This window comes from Ruegeria sp. HKCCD4315, assembly GCF_013112245.1.
Classification (GTDB): Bacteria; Pseudomonadota; Alphaproteobacteria; order Rhodobacterales; family Rhodobacteraceae; genus Ruegeria.
Window position 1 is genome coordinate 1,840,477 of sequence record NZ_WVRN01000001.1, and the last position, 23,927, is coordinate 1,864,403.

General features: G+C 57.2%; 18 protein-coding genes. 10 read left to right on the forward strand and 8 right to left on the reverse strand.

Translation table 11 applies throughout. The annotated features are described in order from the left end of the window. Window positions 1-5 precede the first annotated feature (5 nt). On the reverse strand, window positions 6-1,679 hold the full coding sequence (locus GS646_RS09250) for a flotillin family protein (RefSeq protein ID WP_171182860.1): 1,674 nt from the start codon (window positions 1,677-1,679) through the stop codon (window positions 6-8). 34 nt (window positions 1,680-1,713) lie between these two features. After that, on the reverse strand, window positions 1,714-2,430 hold the full coding sequence (locus GS646_RS09255; RefSeq protein ID WP_171647053.1) for an OB-fold-containig protein: 717 nt from the start codon (window positions 2,428-2,430) through the stop codon (window positions 1,714-1,716). A 255-nt stretch (window positions 2,431-2,685) separates the two neighbouring features. Between GS646_RS09255 and metG the strand changes: the two genes are divergently transcribed. The 3 genes from metG to GS646_RS09270 all read left to right on the forward strand — a co-directional run bounded on the left by metG (window position 2,686) and on the right by GS646_RS09270 (window position 8,978). Then, on the forward strand, window positions 2,686-4,431 hold the full coding sequence (metG, locus tag GS646_RS09260; RefSeq protein WP_171182856.1) for a methionine--tRNA ligase: 1,746 nt from the start codon (window positions 2,686-2,688) through the stop codon (window positions 4,429-4,431). Between the two features lie 248 nt (window positions 4,432-4,679). After that, a complete protein-coding gene (locus tag GS646_RS09265) occupies window positions 4,680-5,837 on the forward strand; it encodes an efflux RND transporter periplasmic adaptor subunit (protein WP_171182854.1) in 1,158 nt (385 codons plus the stop codon). 3 nt (window positions 5,838-5,840) lie between these two features. Further along, window positions 5,841-8,978 carry an efflux RND transporter permease subunit gene (locus tag GS646_RS09270; RefSeq protein ID WP_171089568.1) on the forward strand — a complete coding sequence of 1,046 codons (3,138 nt, stop codon included), beginning with the start codon at window positions 5,841-5,843 and terminating at the stop codon, window positions 8,976-8,978. Between the two features lie 36 nt (window positions 8,979-9,014). On the opposite strand, the gene GS646_RS09275 is transcribed toward GS646_RS09270, so the two are convergent. Further along, window positions 9,015-9,560: a DUF2087 domain-containing protein gene (locus tag GS646_RS09275; RefSeq protein WP_171182852.1), complete on the reverse strand. Its 546-nt coding sequence runs from the start codon at window positions 9,558-9,560 to the stop codon at window positions 9,015-9,017. A 197-nt stretch (window positions 9,561-9,757) separates the two neighbouring features. Beyond that, the gene (gene glpD / locus GS646_RS09280; protein ID WP_171646849.1) at window positions 9,758-11,335 is read right to left on the reverse strand and encodes a glycerol-3-phosphate dehydrogenase; all 1,578 of its coding nucleotides are present in this window, start codon (window positions 11,333-11,335) and stop codon (window positions 9,758-9,760) included. Between the two features lie 179 nt (window positions 11,336-11,514). Between glpD and GS646_RS09285 the strand changes: the two genes are divergently transcribed. From GS646_RS09285 to GS646_RS09300, 4 genes are all read left to right on the forward strand, one after another. Then, complete coding sequence (locus GS646_RS09285; RefSeq protein ID WP_171182849.1) at window positions 11,515-12,276, forward strand: DeoR/GlpR family DNA-binding transcription regulator; 762 nt, start codon at window positions 11,515-11,517, stop codon at window positions 12,274-12,276. Window positions 12,277-12,481: 205 nt separating this feature from the next. Then, entirely contained in the window at window positions 12,482-12,844 is a 363-nt protein-coding gene (locus GS646_RS09290) for a DUF3302 domain-containing protein (RefSeq protein WP_171182848.1), read from the forward strand. A gap of 21 nt (window positions 12,845-12,865) precedes the next feature. Further along, on the forward strand, window positions 12,866-14,011 hold the full coding sequence (locus GS646_RS09295; RefSeq protein WP_171182846.1) for an HlyD family secretion protein: 1,146 nt from the start codon (window positions 12,866-12,868) through the stop codon (window positions 14,009-14,011). A gap of 11 nt (window positions 14,012-14,022) precedes the next feature. Further along, window positions 14,023-15,573 (forward strand): efflux transporter outer membrane subunit, encoded by a 1,551-nt coding sequence (locus GS646_RS09300; RefSeq protein WP_253746386.1) that lies wholly within the window; start codon window positions 14,023-14,025, stop codon window positions 15,571-15,573. 2 nt (window positions 15,574-15,575) lie between these two features. Here the strand turns inward: GS646_RS09300 and mprF are convergent, their stop codons facing one another. Continuing rightward, complete coding sequence (mprF, locus tag GS646_RS09305; protein ID WP_171182842.1) at window positions 15,576-18,185, reverse strand: bifunctional lysylphosphatidylglycerol flippase/synthetase MprF; 2,610 nt, start codon at window positions 18,183-18,185, stop codon at window positions 15,576-15,578. Window positions 18,186-18,285: 100 nt separating this feature from the next. Beyond that, window positions 18,286-18,714, reverse strand: coding sequence for an Lrp/AsnC family transcriptional regulator (locus tag GS646_RS09310; protein WP_171089554.1), 429 nt, complete (start codon window positions 18,712-18,714; stop codon window positions 18,286-18,288). Window positions 18,715-18,800: 86 nt separating this feature from the next. Between GS646_RS09310 and rocF the strand changes: the two genes are divergently transcribed. The 3 genes from rocF to GS646_RS09325 are packed head-to-tail and all read left to right on the forward strand — an operon-like array spanning window position 18,801 to window position 21,693. Beyond that, complete coding sequence (gene rocF, locus GS646_RS09315) at window positions 18,801-19,721, forward strand: arginase (protein ID WP_171182840.1); 921 nt, start codon at window positions 18,801-18,803, stop codon at window positions 19,719-19,721. Then, window positions 19,721-20,641: a citrulline utilization hydrolase CtlX gene (gene ctlX, locus GS646_RS09320; protein WP_171646848.1), complete on the forward strand. Its 921-nt coding sequence runs from the start codon at window positions 19,721-19,723 to the stop codon at window positions 20,639-20,641. Before rocF ends, ctlX begins: the two co-directional genes overlap by 1 nt. Before the next feature lie 11 nt (window positions 20,642-20,652). Then, window positions 20,653-21,693, forward strand: coding sequence for an ornithine cyclodeaminase (locus GS646_RS09325; RefSeq protein WP_171182836.1), 1,041 nt, complete (start codon window positions 20,653-20,655; stop codon window positions 21,691-21,693). Window positions 21,694-21,830: 137 nt separating this feature from the next. Here GS646_RS09325 and GS646_RS09330 read toward each other — a convergent pair whose 3' ends face one another. Beyond that, complete coding sequence (locus tag GS646_RS09330) at window positions 21,831-23,234, reverse strand: TRAP transporter large permease (protein ID WP_171182835.1); 1,404 nt, start codon at window positions 23,232-23,234, stop codon at window positions 21,831-21,833. A 3-nt stretch (window positions 23,235-23,237) separates the two neighbouring features. Continuing rightward, complete coding sequence (locus GS646_RS09335) at window positions 23,238-23,867, reverse strand: TRAP transporter small permease (protein WP_171089546.1); 630 nt, start codon at window positions 23,865-23,867, stop codon at window positions 23,238-23,240. Window positions 23,868-23,927 lie beyond the last annotated feature (60 nt).

The window sequence follows — 23,927 nt, forward strand, 5'->3', positions numbered from 1 at the left end:
GTTTTTTACTGAGTCGGCGACGTCTCTTCCTCGACAATCTCGACCGCGTCTGCTGGTTCAGGCGTCGCCTCTAGCGCACCGTTCACCACACCGCCGACACCGTTTTCCATCGATAGGCCCAGCTCCTCGCCCAGTTTCTTGAGCGCGGGCATCTGCACAGCCATGCCCATGATCGAATCCAGCGCCTGATTGACCACCGGCTTGTCGCTGTTGGCCGCTCCACCGCCTGAAGCACCGGCACCGATCCCACCAACCTGATGGATTTTGATCGAGTCGATCTTCTCGGCCGGTTTCACCATTTCCGAGATGATCGACGGCATCGTCTCGATCCGCGCCATATCGACTTTCATACGAATCTGCGCAGCAGACAGAGCGTTGTCGGCTTCAACAATGGCGCGCTTACCTTCCGCTTCGGCCAGCATGTCGTTCTTCTTGGCTTCGGCTCGAATGTTCAACGCATCCGCTTCGGCCTGTGCTTCTTCACGACGCGCTTCGGCACGGTCTGCGGCGGCCTCTTTCTCGGCCTGCGCGGCCAGACGGATCGCAGTCGCCTGACGTTCCGCTTCGCGCGTCGCTTCGATCAATACGATCTGCTTCTGGCGTTCAGCTTCGGCCACTTCACGGGCGGTCACGACGGCCTCGGTCGCCTTTGTCGCCTCGGCCCGGGCGAGGTCAGCAGAAGCACGAGCACGGCTTTCCTCTTCGGATTTCTGCGCGATGATGATCTGGCGTTCCTGCTCGGCCACTTCGATCTCTCGCTCTTTGGCAATCTCAGCATCGCGGATCTTGCGCTCGCGCTCGATCTCGGCCCCGCGGATGGCTTCTTCACGGGCGATCCGGGCACGTTCGGTTTCGCGCACCGAGTCTTCGGTCCGCGCCGCAATCTCGGCCTCTTGAGCCACGCGCAGGGTTTCAACCTTCTGAGTCTGCTCGATCCGCGCCTGTGCCTCGTCCTGCTCGATCAGCAGTTTCTGACGCTCGGCCTCCATCGCGGCCCGGCGTACTTCAACCTCGGCATCCGCATCAATCTGCGCGCGCTCTTTTTTCGAGGCTGCAATCACCTCGGCCAGTTTGCGCATACCCACAGCGTTAAAGGCGTTATTCTCGTCCAGTGCTTCGAACGGTGTCTGGTCAAGCGCAGTCAGCGACACGGATTCCAGCGACAGGCCGTTCTTCAACAGGTCTTCGGACACAGCATTCTGCACCTCTTGCACAAAGTCAGCGCGGTTCTCGTGCAGCCCGTCCATGGTCATCTGCGCGGCCACGGCGCGCAAACCGTCGATCAGTTTACCTTCGATCATCTCGCGCAGCTGTTCGACGTCAAAGGTGCGCGAGCCCAGTGTCTGCGCGGCGCGCGCGATGCCCTCTTCAGTCGCCATGACAGAGACGTAGAATTCGACACCCACATCCACGCGCATGCGGTCCTGAGTGATCAGCGCGGCTTCACCGCTGCGCTGCACTTCAAGGCGCAGGGTTTTCATGTTCACAGGGCTGACCTCATGCAGCAACGGCACAATGACCACACCGCCATCCATGATAACTTTTTTGCCTCCTGCCCCGGTTTTCACCAGGCTCACTTCGCGGGTCGCGCGTTTATACAGGCGGCCAAGGACAAGGCCGATGAATAACAGGACGGCCAGAATGGTGACGACCGTAATCGCCAGGAATGAAACTTCCATACAAAATCCTCCGATTTAAGAGTTGGTAATTTGGTTAGTCCGACAAGCCGACCAGAACGAACCGGTCGCGCCGTCTGTCGCGCAGCACCAACACGTCGGTGCCTTGCTCAAGGATGTCTTTGTCTTGCAGCGGCTCGGCGCGAAGGTGATGGGTGTTTCCGAACCGGTCCATCACGCGCACCTCGGCAGGGCGGCCACGAGACGCCGTTCCTTGTGAGATCACTCCGCGACGGCGGGCCAGCATCCGTTCGGACATCGCCTCAGTCTCGGTCTTCGGCAACAGGCGGGCGAACACGGCTCCAAAGCCACGTGCGAACCACAGACCAAACGCACCTGCCGGGATTGCGGCCATCCAGCTTGGCAGGTCAAAGCCCAACAAATCACGCAGCGCCAATTGCAGGCCGATGCCCGACAGACCAAAACCCGCCAGCAACACAACAAGCCAGATCATGAAGGGCACTTTGCCAATCCCCAACCAAGCCATCGGCCCGGCAGCGGCGGCATCAGGCACGTCCGTCTCAATCTCGGCCAGTTCAAACTCGCCCAAATCAATGTCGGCATCTATGTCGAGATCGAAGTCTGCGACATCCAGATCCGGGACGTCCACAGCATCCAGATCGACCTCGCCCTCGCCTGCCAGCATGCTTCCACCCAGCACCAGAGCGATCAGCTCTAGGGCCAGCAGGCCAAACAGCAGCGCAAGCGCCATGGTAAAGGGCACGAATGCACCCTCAAGCAGGAAGTCGAACATTAGCAATATGCCCTCGTTTTTGTATACTTTTGTATACACTCAATATGGGTAGTCGTAAAAAAAATACAAGAGATCGTGATTCTGTTTTCAACCTATGGGTAGTGTGGACATCTGTTGACCTGCAATCGCTATTCAATTGATAAAGCGTTTTTTGACTGGATCGTGGCATTTCAGGGCATCCACGCAAAACCCGGCCTTTTGCTGGCGGGTTACATAAGGTAGACGAGCGCGCAGACAGTTACGTGGACACGCAAAATGGCTCGGATTCTCATCACCTCGGCGATCCCTTACATCAACGGGATCAAGCACCTCGGCAATCTGATCGGCTCGCAATTGCCAGCCGACCTGTACGCACGCTACCAGCGTGGCCGGGGGAATGAGGTCATGTTCCTGTGCGCCACCGACGAACATGGTACGCCTGCGGAACTCGCGGCCGCCAAAGCCGGTAAGCCCGTGGCCGAATATTGCGCAGATATGTACGCGGTTCAGGCGGATATCGCCAACCGGTTCGGCCTCAGCTTCGATCACTTTGGCCGCTCATCCAGCGAACAAAACAAACGCCTGACTCAGCATTTCGCCGGCAAACTGGATGAAGCGGGCCTGATCCGTGAGGTCAGTGAGAAACAGGTCTATTCCAACGCAGATGGCCGTTTCCTGCCCGACCGCTATATCGAAGGCACCTGCCCCAATTGCGGGTACGACCGCGCACGCGGCGATCAGTGCGAGAACTGCACCAAGCAATTGGATCCGACCGATCTGATTGAGCCACGCTCGGCCATTTCCGGCTCGACCGATCTGGAAGTGCGCGAGACGAAACATCTGTATCTGCGCCAGTCGGCGATGAAAGACCAGTTGGACGCGTGGATCGACAGCAAGACCGATTGGCCGGTCCTTACCACATCAATCGCCAAGAAATGGCTGCATGATGGCGACGGCCTGCAAGACCGGGGCATCACCCGCGACTTGGACTGGGGCGTTCCGGTTAAAAAAGGAGATCAGGACTGGCCCGGCATGGAAGGCAAGGTCTTTTATGTCTGGTTCGACGCCCCCATCGAATACATCGCCTGCGCCAAGGAATGGGCGGATGCCAGCGGCCGAACCGATGCCGACTGGGAGCGCTGGTGGCGCACCGACAAGGGCGCGGATGACGTGCGATATGTGCAATTCATGGGCAAAGACAACGTGCCCTTCCACACCTTGTCTTTCCCAGCCACCATCCTGGGCACAAACGCGCACAACGAAGACACCGGATCGTCCGAACGCTGGAAGCTGGTCGATTACATCAAGTCGTTCAACTACTTGAACTATGATGGCGGCCAGTTCTCGACCAGCCAGGGGCGTGGCGTGTTCATGGATCAGGCGCTGGAGATTCTGCCCGCTGACTATTGGCGCTGGTGGCTGCTGAGCCATGCACCCGAAAGCAGCGATAGTGAGTTTACTTGGGAAAACTTCCAGCAATCGGTGAACAAGGACCTTGCCGATGTTTTGGGTAACTTTGTCAGTCGCATCACCAAGTTCTGCCGCTCGAAGTTTGGCGAAGCTGTGCCGGAAGGCGGCAGCTATGGTGAACGCGAACACGCCCTGATCGACGAGTTGACCCGCCGCGTCCGCGCCTATGAAGGCCATATGGAAGCGATGGAAGTTCGCAAATCCGCGCAAGAATTGCGGGCGATTTGGGTTGCGGGAAATGAATACCTTCAAGCTGCGGCCCCATGGTCAACCTTCAAGGAAAACCCTGAACAGGCCGCCGCTCAGGTGCGACTGGGCCTGAACCTGATCCGTCTTTACGCTGTGCTCAGTGCGCCGTTCATACCGGACACCTCAGCCCGTATGCTCAGCGCGATGAACACACTGGACACAGGCTGGCCCGAAGATGTGGCCGCGGCATTGGACGCCCTACCCGCCGGTCACGCATTTACTGTGCCAGATGTTCTATTCGCGAAAATCACCGACGAGCAACGCGAAGACTGGCAGGAAAAATTTGCAGGTACGCGCAACTGACCCTCTTTCAGTGCAATTAATCTTCGGGGGCCTGTTTGGCCCCCGTTTTGCTTGCGGGCGAGGGCGAAGCAAACTTCTAAACCAGCCAAAGCGCTGAAATATTCTGCGCTGACTCCAGCCGGTTCAGGATTCATCGCGCTTGAGAAACCAAGTTAAAAAAGTCATCCTGATACCAAGTTCTTCCGACTCGGGCCTCCAATGCGGTGTGCCCGGCATTATTTCTTACCGTCACGCACGAGGCTTTCGCCATGTCCCCAGCACTTTTTTCTTCCACCCGGACCAGCAGGCCATTGGCCGCAGCGATTGTGCTGTTGTCTGTGGGATTGGCGTCTCCACTCGCCGGCCAGGAAGAAAGCGCGCCTCCGAAAGTGTCGATTTCGGCAGCTTACACTGAAGAGATTACCGACGAAGCCACCTTTATCGGACGCGCCGAGGCGATCAACAACGTCGATATTGTTGCGCGAGTGAACGGGTTTCTTAACAGCCGCGAGGTCGAGGATGGCGCAACCGTCAAGGAAGGTGATCTTCTGTTCACGATTGAGCCCGACCTCTATGAGGCCACGCTTGAAGCCCGCAAGGCCGATCTGAACCGGGCTGAAGCAAATCTTGAATTGGCCAAGGTCGATCTGGCCCGGAAGGAAGAGCTGTATAAGCGCGACGCCACACCGGAATCGGAACGCGACATTGCCCGCGCCAACGAACTGGTGGCTGAGGCCGAAGTCAAAGCCGCAAACGCAGCGATCCAGCAGGCTGAACTGGACCTGAGCTATACGCAAATCCATGCACCGTTCGATGGGCGTATCGGCAGCATCACCACCAGCGTGGGTGACGTTGTGGGGCCGACAAACCCTCCGCTGGTCAATATCGTGAGTGAAACGCCGATCTACGTGAACTTTTCACTGAACGAAAAGCTGTTTACGTCGGTTTTGCAAACCTACGGCGAAAGTTCCGCCTCATTGGCGGAAAGCTCGCAGAGCCCCAATGTGCATGTCATTCTGCCCAATGGTACCGAGTTGGATGAGGTTGGCCGGATTGTGTTCGTCGACAACCGCATCGATCCGTTAACTGGCGCTATCACCGTCCGGGCGCAATTCGACAATACCGCCCGTCTGATCCTGGATGGTGCCTTTGTGAACGTTCAGATCGAAGCGCTGGAACCCACCTTGCAGGTACTGGTGCCTCAGGCCGCGTTGCAACGCGATCAGCGGGGTGAGTTTGTTCTGGTGGTCAATGACCAACAGATGGTCGAGCAACGCTATATCACCACCGGTGACACGGTTGGCACTGCGATCATCGTGACCGACGGGCTGCGTGAAGGCGAAAGTGTGATTGTCGAGGGCCTGCAGCGGGTCCGCCCCGGCGTGGCCGTAGACGCGGTCGTAGCCTCTGAGCAGCCGGGAGAATAACTGATGTTCTCAGCCCTGTTCATCAGCCGGCCAAAGCTGGCGCTTGTCATTTCGTTGGTGCTGACCATCATGGGCGGCATCGGCTATATGGTTCTGCCCGTCGCGCAGTTCCCAGACATCACGCCACCGGTGGTCAGCGTTACAACCACCTATACCGGCGCCAACGCCGAAACTGTTGAAAACACCGTCGCCGCACCAATCGAAGCGCAGGTCAACGGTGTGGACGACATGATCTATATGACGTCCACGTCTTCGGACAACGGATCTTACTCGCTAAACGTCACATTCGAGGTCGGCACCGACCCTGATATCGCGTCGGTAAACGTTCAGAACCGCGTTGCGCAGGCGATGTCGTCGTTGCCGACCGAGGTGACGTCTTCGGGTGTGGTCACGCAGAAATCGTCGACCAACATGCTGATGCTGGTCACGCTGACCTCGCCCAACGGCACCTATGACAGCGTGTTTTTGTCAAACTATGCCTCAATCAACCTGCGTGACGCGCTGGCGCGTGTGCAGGGCGTGGGTAAGGCGGACGTCCTGACCAACCTGGAATACGCAATGCGGATCTGGATGGACCCGGACAAGATGGCAGCACTGTCCATCACTCCCGGCGACGTCATCAACGCGATCCGCGAGCAAAACATCGAAGTGTCTGCGGGATCCATCGGTTCTCCTCCGGTGCCTGAAGGGCAAACGTTTCAATATACAATCAAATCCAAGGGTCGCCTGACGTCAGCGGATGAGTTCGCGGACATTGTCATCCGTACCGGGGCTGACGGCGCTATCGTGCGCGTCAAAGACATCGCCCGGACGGAACTTGGGGCGCAATTCTATTCGGCCTCAGGCTATTTCCAGGCTGTTCCGGCCACGGTGATCGGCATCTACCAAGCGCCTGGTGCAAACGCGCTGGCGGTGTCCGAGCGTGTGCAGGCAGAGTTGGAACGCCTGTCCCGTGCGTTCCCGACAGACGTGGAATATGAAGTGCCGTTCAACACCACCGACTTTGTCGAGGCATCTCTGAACGACGTTGTATCGACCCTGATCCTGACCTTCATCCTTGTGATCTCGGTTGTGTTTGTATTTCTGGGCAGTTGGCGCGCAACGGTCATCCCTGCGGTCGCCATCCCGGTGTCACTGATCGGGACGTTTGCGTTCCTACTGGCCTTTGGCATGTCACTGAACACGATTTCGCTGTTTGCGCTGGTGCTGGCCATAGGCATTGTGGTGGATGACGCCATCGTGGTGGTCGAAAACGTTGAGCGTATCATCGCAGACGAAGGGCTGCCTCCTGCCGAAGCAACCCGCAAGGCGATGGGCCAAATCACCGGCCCGGTCATTGCAACCACGCTGGTTTTGTTGGCTGTGTTTGTGCCGGTGACCTTTATGCCCGGCATCTCTGGACGACTGTATTCGCAGTTCGCCGTCACCATTTCGACCGCAGTTGTGATTTCGTCCATCAACGCGCTGACGCTTTCGCCTGCCCTGTGTGGTCTGGTTCTGCGGGAACGTTCGGGCCCGCCCAAGGGGCTGCTGGCTGTGTTCGAAGGCTTTATCGGCACGGTTCGAAACGGCTATGTCGCGATTGTACGCAAACTGCTGGTCTTCCCTGCCATCGCACTGGCCGTCGTCGTTGGTCTTGGTCTGGGCACCGGGACGATCATGTCGAACACATCGGCCGGGTTTATCCCACTTGAAGATAACGGCTATCTCTTTGTTGACGTACAGCTGCCGGACGCCGCCACTTTGGAACGGACGGAAACCGTGACGGCGCGTCTGGACGATCAGATACGAGAAATCCCCGGAGTGGCCAGCACAGTTCTGGTCAACGGGTTCTCGCTTTTGAACGGCACAATCACCAACGGTGCCGCGATCTTTGTGAACCTCGACAACTGGGCGGACCGGCAGGAAGAAGACCTGAGCGCGGATGCAATCCTGGCCAAGGTCCTTGCCATCGCCAACGCCGAATCTGCCGCCTCAATCGTGGCCTTCAACCCGCCGCCCATTCAAGGTCTGGGCATGTCGGCGGGTGTCGAGATGGAGGTACAGCAGACCGGTGGTGGCTCACCGCAGGATCTGGCCTCGGCCGTAGGGTCATTCGTATACGCTGCGAACCAGAGGCCCGAGATTGGGCAAGCCTACACCACGTTCCGCGCCAACGTTCCGCAGCTTTTTGTCGATCTTGATCGAGAAAAAGCCAAGACGCTGGACGTTTCAGTGGCCGAGGTTTTCCAGACGATGCAGGCGCAGTTGGGGTCCTACTATGTCAACGACTTCAACCTGTTTGGTCGCGTTTACCGTGTGATGATTCAGGCGGACGGCACTTATCGGGACAATGTCGAAGACATTGCCAACCTGTATGTCCGGTCTCAAAAAGGCGACATGGTTCCGCTGGGTACGCTGATTGATGTGGAAAACGTGCTTGGCCCGGTTCTTCTGAAACGCCACAATCTGTTCCGCTCGGCGACGGTAACGGCAGTGCCCGCACCGGGTCTGTCCAGTGGCGACGCCATCACGGTGATGACGGAAGAATCTGCAACCGCCCTGCCCCCCGGCTATGCGTTCGAATGGACCGGCACGGCGCAGCAACAGCTGGCCTCGGGCAGTTTGGTGATCATCATCCTCGGGCTTGCGATCCTGTTTGGATACCTGTTCCTGGTCGGACAATACGAAAGCTGGACGATGCCTGTTTCGATCCTTCTTTCCGTTGTTGTGGCCCTGTTCGGGGCCGTGGCAGCCGTGGCGATCGTTGGCAGCGACATCAACCTCTACACGCAGATCGGGATGATCATGCTTGTGGGGCTTGCGTCGAAAAACGGTATTCTGATCGTTGAATTTGCGATGGAGCAACGTGCCAATGGCTTGTCGATCAAAGATGCTGCGGCAGAGGCCGCTTTCCAGCGGTTCCGGGCTGTGATGATGACAGCCTTGTCATTCCTGCTGGGTGTTGTTCCCCTTTTGGCTGCAAACGGCGCGGGTGCCGCCAGCCAAAAGGCGATTGGTGTTGCCGTTTTTGGCGGCATGCTGGCTGCAACCGTGGTGGGTGTCATCGTGGTGCCAGTTCTCTACGCGTTGATGCAAAGCATGCGAGAGTGGTTGAAAGGCAGTAAAAACGATCCCGGCCCGTCCGAAACCGCCGCATGATCCAAAAAAGCCCCGCAGTTCAGCGGGGCTTTTTTCTTATTGCGATCTTTCGCGCCGTCGTCTGGCGATGTCGTGGATCACCTGTTTTGCGTCGACGGGTGGTTCTTGTTCGACCCTGCGATACTCTGATCCGTCCTTGCGCCGCGTCAGCAGCCCGCAGGAAATCATCGTGCGGCGCAAAGTTGCCGGATCGTCAAAACAATGCTCGGCATTGAGACACGCGTTAACCTTGGCCTCATGCAAAGTCTTGCCTGTCGGTACAGCAGCCCAGAGCGCCCAAAGCGAAAGGGTTTGCACCGAACGCTTCGAAGGCCACTGCCTCAACCTGCCCTCTGTGTCGAACAGATGAAGCGTGCGTTCAACCAACCGGGCATTCGGCGCTGGTGGATCGGACCGGTTCTGCAGCCTGCGGTTGGCGGCACTATCGGCCCGCATATGTTGCACATTCTGAAACCCGGCTGCACGCGCGACCATGTTCATCAGCGTCAGGTGCGATGGGCTGGCGGCTCCTAGCTGGTTGGACAAGGTCCGAACGAAGGGGGTCAGATCATCAATATGTAAAGGGACTGGCGTTTTGCTCATCACACATCCACATCGGGCGTTCTGCGCATTCGTTGGCCGCTGACCTGACGAAGCAACGCCCTGAGTGTTGCGATGTCAATTATGTCTCACAGGCAGGTTTAGCACTCTGAACCAGAGCAGCGGCGCCTCGGTGTCTGCCGACCGTCTCCAAGGGCTAACACAACAGGAGTCCACCGCCAAGGGTCTTACGACCCCTGTCACGCGGCGCGACGCTCAGCCATCCATTCATCGATCCGCGCTATCTGATCCTTGTTCAGACGAAGACCCAGCTTGTTGCGCCGCCATACAATGTCATCGGCGGTGCGCGCATATTCCTTGTCCATCAGCCAAGCGACCTCTTGCGCAGTCAAGGTTGCGCCAAAGTCTTCGCCCAGATCGGTGGCCTGTTTTGCACCAGCTAGAACATCACGCGCCTCAGTGCCGTATGCGCGGATCAAGCGTGCGGCCCAAGCGGCGGTGAGGAACGGATACTTTGCAAGAAGGTCGCTTTTTAGAGTGTCAACGGCATCAACTGGAAAGTCTCCACCGGGCAAAGCGACACCTGCTGTCCAGGGACCAGGCAGATTAGGAAAGAACTCGGCCACCTTCTCCAGCGCGCTTTCAGCAAGCCTGCGGTAGGTGGTGATTTTACCGCCAAACACGTTCAAAACGGGTGCCCCACCCTGCGCATCGACCTTCAACGTATAATCACGCGTCGCTGCAGTGGCGCTGTTGGCCCCATCGTCATACAGAGGACGCACACCGGAATAGGTCCAAACAACATCATCGCGGGTCACGGCGCGTTTGAAATACTTCGACGCGAAGGCGCAGAGATACTCCTGCTCGGCCTCGGTACAAACCGGCTTGGTGGAAGGGTCCGGATGATCCTGATCGGTTGTTCCAATCAGGGTAAAATCCTGCTCATATGGAATGGCAAAGATGATGCGGCCATCTTCACCCTGAAAGAAATAGCACTTGTCGTGATCGTACAATTTGGGCGTCACGATATGGCTGCCGCGTACCAACCGAACACCCTCGCGCGAGTTCACACGGATCTTGGTCTGGATGATGTCGCCAACCCACGGACCGCCCGCGTTGATCAGCATTTTCGCCTTGATCACACGGGTCTCATCGCTGTCGCGGTCCCGCACGGTCACTTCCCACAGATCTCCCACACGCTCGGCCGAGATCACCTCGGTCCGCACCATGATCTGTGCGCCGCGCGCCTCAGCATCCCGCGCATTCAGGACCACCAGACGGGAATCTTCGATCCAACAGTCGGAATATTCATAGGCCGTTTCGAACTTGTCCTGCAGAGGGTTTCCTTCAGGGGCCGTACGCAGGTTCAGTGACGTGGTTCCGGGCAAAATTTTGCGCCCACCCAGATTATCGTACAAGAACAACCCCAACCGGATCAGCCATGCGGGACGCCGCCCCCGCATCCACGGCATCACCGTGCTGAGCAAACGCGATGTCGGTGTCTCGGAATCGAACCGCATATCTTTGTGATATGGCAACACAAATCGCATCGGCCAGCTGATGTGCGGCATGGCCCGCAGCAGGGTTTCACGTTCGATCAGCGCTTCGCGCACCAGACGGATTTCAAAATATTCCAGATACCGCAACCCGCCGTGAAACAGCTTGGTCGAGGCCGAAGACGTAGCCGATGCCAGATCGTTCATTTCCGCCAGCGCCACTGAAAGGCCCCGTCCAGCGGCGTCTCGGGCAATACCGCAGCCATTGATGCCGCCGCCGATGATGAAAAGGTCTGTGATCTGGTCTTCTGTCGACTGCATGTCCAATGATTCCCCGCCAGGCATGATCAGGCGCATTAGCCAGAATGTTCTTCGTATGGTCAATGTTTATGTTCGTTTATTTTCTTTTTGCAACGCTGATATGAAAAATACGCAGCGCTTCTTGCCAATTTCACCCAAAAGAACAAAAACGAAAGAACGCATTACCTTGGACCCGCCCTATGTCTCTTTCCTTTCGCCAATCCGACATTCTGGAAATTGCCAGCTCTGAGGGGCGCGTCACCGTTGAGGGGCTAGCCGAACGATTTGGCGTTACTGTTCAGACGATCCGACGCGATCTGACGGAGCTTGCGGATGCGGGCAAGCTTGACCGGGTCCACGGCGGCGCAGTTTTGCGGTCTGGCGTCTCAAATATCGATTATGAAGACCGCCGTGCCCTGAATGCGGATGCCAAAACCAGCATCGCCAAAGCCTGCGCCCAGGACGTTCCGGATGGGGCGTCGATCTTCATGAATATCGGCACATCGACCGAGGCCGTGGCACGGCAATTGCTGAACCACAAGAACCTGATGGTCGTGACGAACAATATGAATGTCGCCAACATCTTGATTGAAAACCCGCACTGCGAAATCGTGATGGCCGGTGGCGTGCTTCGGCGGGCTGATGGCGGGTTGATCGGAAATTTGACTGTATCGACAATCCGGCAATTCAAGTTCGATCTGGCCGTTATCGGGTGCTCGGCCCTTGATAGCGACGGTGATCTTTTGGATTTCGATTTTCAGGAGGTTCAGGTCAGCCAAACCATTATCGCACAGGCGCGTCGTACCTGTTTGGTCGCTGATCAATCAAAATTCCAACGCTCTGCTCCGGCTCGGATCGCCTCGCTCAGCGAGATCGACAGTTTCTATACCGATAAGCACCTGCCCCACGAACTTGGTCAAAAATGCGTAGACTGGAATACGGCGCTGCACATTGCCGATTGACGTAATTTATCCGTGTCTTTTCCCGACCTGTTCTTGCCAGACGGGTAATGGCCTGACAGTATCGCCACAAAGTGATCATTGCAGGGATGGGGAGCCTGGGCGGTGATGCACCCGAGTCAGGTTTTTCTGCCAAGCCCGGTTACAAAACACGCCGACCGATCCCCAGAAAACAACCAGCGGGACCCGCACCCCGGCAGGAGGCAACATGGGACTATTGGGCCAGCCTTTGGGCTATTACGATTACCTGACATTTGTAGCATTGATCCTGCTGCTTGCAGCAGTGATGGCAGTTTTCTTGTTCCTGATGGGGCTTCCAGGACGGATCGCGATCAAACGCAATCACCCGCACGCAGAAGCTGTCAAGATCATGGGATGGATGGGATTTCTGGCCGTTGTGCCTTGGGTTCACGCCTTTATGTGGGCTTTCCACGATGGTGTCACCGTCGACATGCGCCGTGGTCCGGACGAAGAGAAAGACGCCATTCGCGATGAAATCAAACGTCTGGGCGGCAAGGTAAAGCCGGAATATCAGGATCGTCTGGACACAGACGATACCCAGCAAGGCTAAGACCTAAGGAAAGCAAGACCTATGTTCGTCGCCCTTGGCATCACTCTTTTCTACATCATTTTTGTCTGGCTCATTTTCTTCAAGCTGGAATTGCTGAAATTCAACATTGCCTGGGGCATCGTCTCGTTCTGGGTGGGTGCGCACCTGCTGCTGATCTTTCTTGTGGCTTTGCGCTTCTTTCAGCCTTTTTCGGCAGACAGCCATGTGGTGCGTTCAACTATACAGATCGTACCTAAACTGACGCAGCCCACAATTTTGACCGAGGTGCTGGTTGAGCCGAACACTCAAGTGACCAAGGGCGACCCGCTGTATCGTTTCGATGACACAGTGTTTTCGCTGGCGGTGGACAATGCCAAGGCGCAACTGGTCGCGGCCGAGCAGAACGCGAAAATTCTGGAACAGGATGTCATCGCCAAAACCGAAGCTGTTGAGCGGGCGAATGCACAACTGGCCTATGCCATAACGGAACAGGCCCGGTACGAAAACCTGGTCCCGGCAGGTGGCGCACGACAGGACGAGCTGGACCGTTGGAACGAGCAAGTCGCCGAAGATCAAGCCGGCGTGAAACAGGCCGAGGCCAATCTGAACAAAGCACAGCTGGCGCTGGAATCGCAGATCGACGGTGTGAACACCGGCATTCTTCAGGCGCAGGCGCAGCTCTCCGAAGCTGAGTACTTCCTCGAAAACACAACGATTTATGCCCCTGAAAACGGTATGATCGTCTCGCAGCAGGCCCGTCCTGGGCTTGTCGTTGGTGATATTCGTTTGGGCGCGATTGCCAGTTTCGTAACCGAGGACAACCCCTATCTCCTTGCCACATTCCGCCAGCAGAATCTGAAGTTTGTTGAGCCGGGGCAAGAGGTTGAAGTAGCGCTTGACCTTTACCCCGGCGAAATCCTGACCGGCAAGGTCGAGGCGATCTGGTGGGCGACAAGGCAAGGACAGTACATCCCGTCTGGGCGCCTGCCCGGTTTTGAATTGCCCAAACTGCCCGGTCGGATCGCTGTACAGATCTCGGTCGATTTGCCCGAAGGGCATACTTTCCCCGCAGGTGGCCACGCTGCCGTGGCAATTTACACGGGCATGGGAAAAAGCTTTGAATTCCTGAGGCGCATCAACATCCGCCTCTATTCCTTCGCCAACTTCATCCGACCGCTGGATATCTGAGGATGCGCGCTATGACACTCCGCCGGTTTCTGGGAACTGCCCTTTGCGCTGCTACTCTGGTGGCTTGCGCACCAGTGGGACCGGATTTCGTGCGCCCGAACTCTCCGGTCGTGAAGCAATGGATCGAAGTGAACAACCCCAGCACCGGCCAAAGCGGCCTGACATCGCGCAGCGCACCCGTGGTGAAATGGTGGGAGACGTTCAATGACCCCACCCTCAACAGGCTGATTGCAGAAGCTTACGCGCAAAACCTGACCCTTCAGGTCGCGGGGGCACGCGTGTTGCAGGCCCGTGCACAGTTGGGCATCGCATTTGGTGAGCTTTACCCGCAATCCCAAGCCATTGGCGGGTCGTTGCAGCGACGGCAGATCAGCGACAATCTTGGACCCATTGCCGATATCAACCGCATCATTCCGCTGGATACCGAATTCTCGACCTCGCAAGTCGGCTTCGATGCCCAGTGGGAGCTGGACGTCTGGGGCGCACAGCGGCGCGGGGTGCAGGCCGCGCGGTCTAATCTGGCACTTCAGGTGGCCAATTACGACGACGCGTTGGTGACACTGACCGGGGATGTGGCTGCTTTGTACGTCAATATCCGCGCGTTACAGGAATCTTTGGCGGTCGCCCGCGAAAACATCAAGTTGCAGCAAGACTCTGCGGACCTGACCCAATTGCGTTTCAACAACGGTGTCACCACCGAGTTGGACGTGCAGGAGTCTACCGCACTTCTCAACAACACCAAAGCTTTGGTGCCCGAGCTGGAAAGTGACCTGCAACAAACCAAGAATGCCCTGGCCGTGCTGCTGGGTGTCACGCCGTCCCGGATGACCAGCTTGTTGGGGAACTCGGGCCGCATCCCGTCCGCGCGGACAAATGTGGCTGTGGGTGTACCCGCCGAACTTCTGCGCCGCCGCCCGGATGTGCGGGCCGCGGAACTGGCTGCTGCGACGCAATCGGCGCAGGTGGGCATCGCGATGGCGGATCTGTATCCACAATTCGTGCTGTCCGGCTCGATTGGCCTACAGGCTTCGGGCGGACGCGACCTGTTCAGCGGCAACAGCACCACCGGTCTGGCCAGCGCTGGCGTGGTCTGGAACGTGCTGAACTATGGCCGCATCAAGAACAATGTCCGCGCACAGGATGCCGCCTATCAAGCGCTGATCGCCAATTACCAGAACACCGTTTTAACCGCGTATTCCGAGGTTGAAAGCGCCATGGTCGCTTATACTCAGGCACGTAAACAGGTTGGATTCTATCAGCAAAGCGTCGACGCCTCGCGCAAGGCGGCTGAGATTGCGGTCAGCCAGTACACGGACGGCATTGCCAGCTATTCGCGTATTCTGAACACGCAAACCGCCCTTCTGCGCTCGCAAGCCAATCTGATCGAAGCGCGCCAGCAAGTGTCCAGCAATCTGGTCGCGGTGTACAAAGGTTTAGGCGGCGGTTGGCAGATCCGTCAAAATCAGGAGTTTCTGCCCGAGACCGTGTTGGCCGAGATGGCCTATCGCACCGATTGGGGGGATCTGCTGCAGAAAACCCCAACCGGTGCCAGCCTGAACTGATCCTACTTTGTCAGACCGCGCAGCCCGCCTGAGATCAGGATATTGACCTCATAAAGGATACGCGGCGCGGCCAACCCGCCGGGGCTGGCCAGATAATTCGGGCTCCATTCCGGGTCAAATTTCTGCTTGAAGCTGCGCAAGCCTTCGAAATGATAAAACTGTTCGCCGTGCTCATAAACGAACCCTCCGATCCGGTTCCAGAGCGAGGCATGTTGCCGGTTTTCTATGCCTGAAAACGGCGCAGCCCCCAGCGAGAACCAGTGAAAGCCCTGTTCCGAGCCCCACACCATCATCTCTGCAAACAAAGCGTCCATGACAAAGCTGGGGCTGTCAGGCTCATAGCGCATCAGGTCCAGCGACAGTTCGGATTTGTTGCCGCCTTGGAACAGGTTGGCGAACGCCTTGATCTTACCTGTGTTTCCGTCGCGCAATACCGCATGGTCGAAATAAGAAAGGTACTGATCGTCAAAGCCCCCAAGCGCAAATCCTTTTTCGGCACCGGCCTTTTGCTCGAGCCAATGATCTGAAATCTCGCGCAATTCTGGCAATACCGGTGCCAGTTTTTCCTTTGGGATAATCTCAAACACATAGCCTTCCCGCTCGGCCCTGTTCTTGGCCTGCCGGAACCGCTTGCGCGACTTTCCGTCCAGCGAAAAATCTTGCAACGGCACGCGCGCGACCTCACCTATTTTCAGGATCGACAGACCCAGGTCCAGAAAGGTTGGCAGATATTTGGTCGATACACTGTAGAACGCACACAGCTTTCCTTCACGATCCGCCATTTCCCGAAGCTGCCAGATCAATTGGCGGCCTGCGACCTCGTCCCCTACTGGCTCCCCTTTTGAGATCACCGCGTTGCCCGTATCGGCATAAGCAATGAAGGCCGTTTTATCCGGTGAAATCAGAAACTGCTTGTCGCCGGTCAGCGAGATCTGGGACTCGGTATCCTCGCTCTCCATCACCAACCGTTCGACAACCTCGGGGATTTCGGTGCGTTGTGGTGTTGGAATTTCGCGCCCGAACAGAGAGTTCACGGCCACAACGCCGACGATCACAGCCACAACAAGGCTCGAGCGTAAAAACCTCGAAGCGTCGCCATTCCAGGCAAACTCCCACCACAAAGCGTTTTGGTATTCGACGTGGGAATAAGCAAATAGCCCAATCCAGAAAATGACCGCCAGCAACACAACAACGCTTATCAGCCATGGGATGTTCAGACGGAAAATCGAAGCGCCGCTGACCCTGTAAAACGCTCCACGGAACAGGCCCAAAACACCTATCGTCCCCAACATCGACACCGCTTCGTGCGTGTCCAAACCCTTGGCGAGAGACGCGAAGAAGCCTGCCGCCATCAACAACATCGCCACCACCCAAGCGCGGTAAAGCTTGCGGAACAAGCCGCGCGAAACCAGTAAAAGCAGAACACCAATGGCGCTGCCTACCAGATGCGAGGCTTCAACAAAGGACAGCGGCAAAACATCCTTCAAAACGCCAAGGTTCTGTGACCCAGCAGGCAGCGCCCCTGACACCAGCAGGATCACCCCGGCCACCGCTGCCACACCGGCCGCAACAATCGGCACCATTGGCCGGATCGCGCGGTACACCCAGGTTGCAGCCCCGCTGATCCGGCGGCGTTGTGTCAGTGCCGACGCCACAGCAATCGACAGGCTGGCAATTGTGAATGGCAGAAAAGTATAAACCACACGATACAACAACAGCGCGGCAATAACGTCGGATCGTCCCGATGCCCCTAGCCCGGCAATCAGTGTCGCTTCGAACACGCCAATCCCACCCGGTGCGTGGCTGAGGATACCTACAGCGATAGCGGCAATAAAAATCGTGAAGAAATACGGGTAGCCAACGCCCAGATCGTCCGGCATCAGGACATACAACACCATGGATGCGCCGAACAGATCGCCAATCGCGGCCAGCGTCAGAAGGCTAGCAAGTTTTCCGCCCGGCAGGTTGAACCCCACACCGGCCAATGAAAACCGCCGTCCACCGGTGGACAACCAGATGAAGAGGACAAGCAGCCCACCCAGCAGACACAGCCCGATGGCGGTTTCCACTGTTGCGCTGACCGGTACCACCTTCGAGATGCCGTCGGGATGAAAGGTCAACAACAGACCCACTATCAGAACCAGACCCATCCAGAACGCCACCCAAGAGGTCGCAATCACCCCGGCCACGCGCCCCAGATCCAGACCAAGCGATGCATAGATCCGATACCGGATCGCGGTTCCGGTGATGTAAGAGAAACCGAGGCAATTTGATACAGCATAACCGCTGGCTCCTGCCATTCCGGCCACCGGCAAGGGTACTTTGCCATCAGCCACGCTCTGCACAGCGAACACGTCGTAAAGTGACAAGGAAAAGAAACTGAACGCCGTCCAGCACAGCGCAATGAACATCAGTTTCCAAGACGTCGCCGAAATGTCGTTCTGCACATCCGACCATTTCACATGGGCCGACAACTCGTGCAAAACCGTCAGTGCAATGCCCGTTACGACAATGGGTATAGCGATGCGCAGCCAGGGCTTCTCCAGAATTGCCGTAATACGTTCTGCCCATTGCAAGGCGAGCGGTTCGTCAGATTTCTGCGAAGTGGTCATGCTGCACGTCCCTGCCTGTCTGCAAATCCAATCGATCCAGCGATTGCTTTGTCATATTTTGCCCAGAAACACTGGCACAAATTGTTTTCATCTCAAAGCACTAGAGCCGCCCCTTTCGCGTGGACAACAACAGATTCGTCTCGGATCGTGTGATACCGTCAAAGCGGCGGATCTGAAACAGAACCTCATCCAGCTCGGCCAGGGTTTCGGCAGAGATCTCGGCTATCAGATCCCAACTGCCATTGGTCGAATGCACTGCTGTCACCTGCCGCAAGGCCGCTATACGCGCCATGACACGTTCTGTCCCGCGCCCTTCAATCTCCAGCATCATCAAACCACGCACCGGACTTTGCGCCAGATCCCGTCGGGTGAGAACGGTGAAGCCGACAATTTCTCCGGACTGTTTCAGCCGCTGCAACCTGCTACGCACCGTGGTGCGCGTCACGCCGAGCGTTTCTGACAGCTCAGACAGGCTGGCGCGCGCATCACGTTGCAACGCATTGAGCAATCGATTGTCCAAATCGTCCATATCTTTTTCTCATTAAGGACTTTCTTGACCCATTTTGAGCATTTTGCTGCCTTCACGCAAGACACTCTGCCAGCCTAAATGAGCATATGGACATGAAAACTATCATATTGGTGGGCGTCCCCATGGACGCCGGAAAACGTCGTCAGGGATGCCGGATGGGCCCAGACGCTTATCGTGTGGCCGGGCTGCAAGAGGCTTTGACCGATCTTGGCCATTCCGTTCAGGACCAGGGTGACGTGATCCCGGACGAGACCGGCCTAGTCGACCACCCTCACCTCTTTTCCTTGCCCGAATGTGTGGGCTGGACCCGCGCTCTCAGCACGACGGCGCAGGCGGCCGCGCGTCAGGGCGTACCTATTTTCATGGGCGGCGATCATGCATTGTCCATGGGCACCGTCGCCGGGATGGCCGCATATGCGGCACAGGTCGAAAGGCCGCTGTTTGTGCTCTGGTTAGACGCCCATAGCGACTTTCACACACCAGACAGCACAGGCAGCGGCAACTTGCACGGAACACCGGTGGCCTATTTTACGGGCAGACCCGGTTTTGATGCCTTTCCCCCCCTGTCTGCCAAGGTTCCAACGGACCGCGTTGGAATGATTGGCCTGCGCTCCGTCGATCCAGCTGAACGTTCGGCACTCGAGCAAGACCACGCCATGCTGGCCGACATGCGCAGTATTGATGAGCATGGGATAAAGGCACCTCTGCTGGCCTTTCTGGACCGGGTGCGCGCCGAAAATGCCTTGCTGCATGTGTCGCTGGATGTTGACTTCCTCGATCCCGCCATAGCGCCCGCCGTTGGCACTACGGTTCCTGGCGGGGCGACCGAGCGCGAAGCCCATCTTGTGATGGAATTGCTGCACGAAAGCGGGCTGGTCAGTTCGTTGGATCTTGTTGAATTGAACCCGTTTCTGGATGAACGGGGTCGCACCGCCAAACTTATGGTCGATCTGGCCGCCTCACTTATGGGCCGCCGCATCTTTGACCGCCCCACCCGGAGTTTCTGATGCTGTCGCTGCAAGCACCCTCTGCTGCTGTCATGATCCGGCCCCATGCTTTTGCGTCCAACCCGGAAACACGCGATGACAATGCGTTTCAAACACTTAGCGGCACCTCTGCCAACGCTACCTCTGCAGCGGCCAGGGATGAGCATGATCAGGCCGTACGGCAGTTACGGGACGCAGGCATTACCGTACATGTATTTGACGATTTCGGCGACCTGAACACACCCGACAGCGTATTTCCAAATAACTGGTTTTCAACGCATCCCGGCGGTCATATCGCGATATACCCAATGTTTGTTCCTTCTCGCCGCCGCGAACGCCGAACCGGTGTCATTGAACTGCTCAAACAAAAGTACCGCGTTCAGGACGTCATAGATTATTCCGGACTGGAGCAAGACAACCTTGCGCTGGAAGGGACAGGTGCGATGGTGTTGGATCACGTTGGGCGTATCGCCTACACGGTTACGTCCAACCGCGCTGACCCAGTCTTGTTGGAACGGTTTTGCACACATTTTAACTATGAGCCGATTGCATTCGAAGCCCGCGACGCCACAGGCCGAGACGTTTATCACACCAATGTATTGATGGGCATCGGGACCCAGTATGCTTTGATCTGCCTCGACATGATTCCTGACCCTGATCGGCGCGCAACTGTTCGTGACCGGTTAGAGGAATCTGGGCGAACCGTGATTGACCTGACACACAAACAAATTGCTGAGTTTGCAGGCAACGCGATTGAGTTGACAGGGCGCGACGGATTGGTGCTCGCGTTGTCGAGCAGAGCGCTTGCTGCCCTTACCCCGGATCAAGTCGTTACAATTCGGGAAAGCGCAACACCCTTGCCACTTTCCGTTCCAACAATCGAAACAGCCGGTGGTTCGGTTCGCTGCATGATCGCAGGCGTCCACCTTTCCCGCCGATAGGAGAAAGCACTATGCAACCATCCGACAAGGCCCTGGTGCCGTTTGTATCCGTCGACAACATGATGCGATTGGTTCATCACATCGGCGTCGAGCAAATGATCACGCAAATCGCCGCACAGATCGAAGCTGATTTCAAACGGTGGGAGAGTTTTGACAAAACCCCGCGTATTCCGGCGCATTCACCGCACGGTGTGATCGAATTGATGCCGACCTCCGATGGTGAGGCTTATGGCTTCAAATACGTGAATGGCCATCCCAAGAATACCTCAGAAGGTTTGCAAACGGTCACGGCATTTGGTCTGTTGGCAGATGTTTATACTGGCTATCCAACCCTGCTAACCGAGATGACGCTGTTGACCGCCCTGCGCACAGCGGCAACCTCGGCATTGGTTGGGCGTTATCTCGCCCCAACAAACGCCACCACGATGGCGATGATCGGCAATGGCGCGCAGTCTGAATTCCAGTGTATGGCCTTTAAGGCAATGTGCGGCATCAGTACCGTCCGGCTCTACGATACTGACCCGAACGCAACGGCAAAATGTGCGAAGAACCTGCAGGGTAAGGATTTGACTGTTGTTCCCTGCACCACGCCAGAGGAGGCCATCGAAGGTGCCCAGATCATCACCACCTGCACCGCGGACAAGAAATACGCCACGATCCTGACCGATAACATGGTCGGCCCCGGTGTTCACATCAATGCCATCGGTGGCGACTGTCCGGGCAAAACGGAACTTCATCGAGATATTCTGCTTCGCTCAGATATTTTTGTCGAATATCCCGAGCAGACCAGAATCGAGGGTGAAATTCAGGCCCTGGAGGCAGATCATCCGGTAACTGAGATGTGGCAGGTCATCACTGGCGCGGCCAAAGGGCGTGTCGATGATCGTCAGATTACGCTGTTCGACAGCGTAGGTTTCGCAATCGAAGATTTCTCGGCCCTGCGCTATGTAACGCAAGCGATCGAAGGCACAGGTTTCTTTGAGCCTTTGGACATGCTGGCCGATCCCGATGATCCGCGCGATCTATTCGGAATGCTGATGCGGGCCGGGTAAGGCGTTGTCATGGGAGCTCTGCCCCCGCCGCGCTGCGCGCGCCTCCCCCGAGGTATTTTCAGCCAGATGAAGATCGGATCCCTTGCTTCATCTGGCCATAAATACCTTGGAGCGCGAGGCAGAGCCTCGCTTCCCTGCTAACCCGCAAGCGACGGCAGGTAGAGCACTATCCCCGGGAATGCCACAAGCATTGCAATCGTCATCGCATCGGCGATGAAAAACGGTGTCACGCCTTTGAACACGTCCTGAACGCTCAGGTCCGGGCGCACCCCGGCCACGACAAAGCAATTCAGCCCAATGGGCGGCGTGATCAGACAGAACTCGGCCATCTTGACCACCAAAATACCAAACCAGATGGCGCACATTGGGCCAGACATGCCAAAGGCGCTGTCGGCTGCGCTGACGGTCTCACCTCCGTTCAGGGCCATGACCGCTGGATAGACAACAGGCAATGTCAGCAGCAGCATCCCAATTGCGTCCATGAACATGCCCAGCACTGCGTAGGCCAGAAGGATGCAGATCAGGATCATCATCGGGGACATCTCAAGCCCGGTAATCCAGTCGGAAAATGCGCCGGGGAGGTCTGCGAAGCCCAGAAACCGCACGTAGATCAAAACACCCCAGATGATCGAAAAGATCATCGCCGTCAGTTTGGCAGTTTCCAAAAGCGCGGATTTGAATTCCTTCCAGCGCATTCCGTGAAACAGGGCGAAACAGAACACAATGAAGGCCCCGATTGCGCCGCCTTCCGTAGGGGTGCCCCAGGCTTTGTCTCCGAACGGGTTGTAGACAAAGCAAATGATGATCAGGATCACGGCCACAATTGGTATCGCACCAGGCAAAGCGGAGAAACGCTCTTTCCAGGTAAAGCCTGTGACAGGTGGGCCAACGGTTTTGAAGATCACTGCAATCCCGACAATCAGCAGGCCATAGATGATTGCAGAAAACGCACCCGGTATGAACCCGGCCAACAGCAGCTTGCCCACGTCCTGCTCGACGATGATGGCGTAGATCACCAGAATGGCCGAGGGCGGGATGAGCGAGGCCAGCGTGCCCCCCGCAGCGACAACACCCGCTGCAAAGCGTTTGTTATAGCCCACTTTCAGCATCTCTGGAATCGCGATGCGGGCAAAGACGGCAGAAGTGGCAACCGACGCCCCGGATACGGCGGCAAAACCAGCCGTTGCGAAAATCGTAGACACGGCAAGCCCGCCCGGAACCCAGGCCACCCAACGTTTGGCGGCTTCGAACAAGGCGCGCGTCAGGCCCGCGTAGTAGGCCAGGTAGCCAATCAGGATGAAGGTTGGGATCAGGCTGAGCGTATGCGCTGCAACCTTGGAATGCGGAACCTGCCCCGCGGTCTTGACCGCAACCGTCAAGGCTTTGCCAAACCGGTCCGGGTCATAGCCAAACTTGGCCCAGAATATCCAAACAAGCCCAACCAAACCCGCAAGCCCTGCTGCGAAAGCCACCCGCATACCGGCAACAACCAGAACCAGCAGACCGCCTGTGACCCAGAGGCCAATATCAATCGTGTCCATGTTCTAGTCCTGCCCTTCGAACTGCTCGGCCTCAGCCGCCGCTTGGGCCGCAGCATCCTGAAGGAGCGGCACCGCAACAGGGGTCTCGAGCCCCAGCACAAATGCACGCCCATAGCCCCACACCTGAAGCACCAGCCGTGCGCACAGCACTGAAAAGGCGACGGGTGCCAACAGCTTGGCAGGCCACAGAGGAATACCGATGTCGATGGAACTGTCCCTGCTCCAGAGCGGCGCACCAAAATCGAAAGATCGGTCGAAGTGGGACCAGCTGCCCCAAACCAGTGCAAGCATCAACACCAGGATCAGAAGGACCGAGATCAGCTCGAACAGCCACAAAGCCCGACCGTGAAGCCGCGAGATGACGATGTCCATGCGGATATGCCCACCATCACGCTGCACGAATGAGATGCCCAGAAAGGCAATCAAAGGCATCGCCTGTTCGATCCAGTCGACATAACCGGGCAACGGCGCATTCAAAGCGTTGCGCCCGCTGACGGAGACCACGGCCAATACCATCAGACCAAAAACCGCCAGGCCGCTGATTAATGCAAGAAAACGTTCAAGCTTTAACAAATGCCGGTCCAGCTGGCTCAGACGGCTTCCGTCTTCCAGCACCGTGGCCTGTCCTGCCATTCCGGTCGTTCCTTGTTATTTGAGAGAGAACCGGGCACCCAACGGGGCACCCGGCTTAAA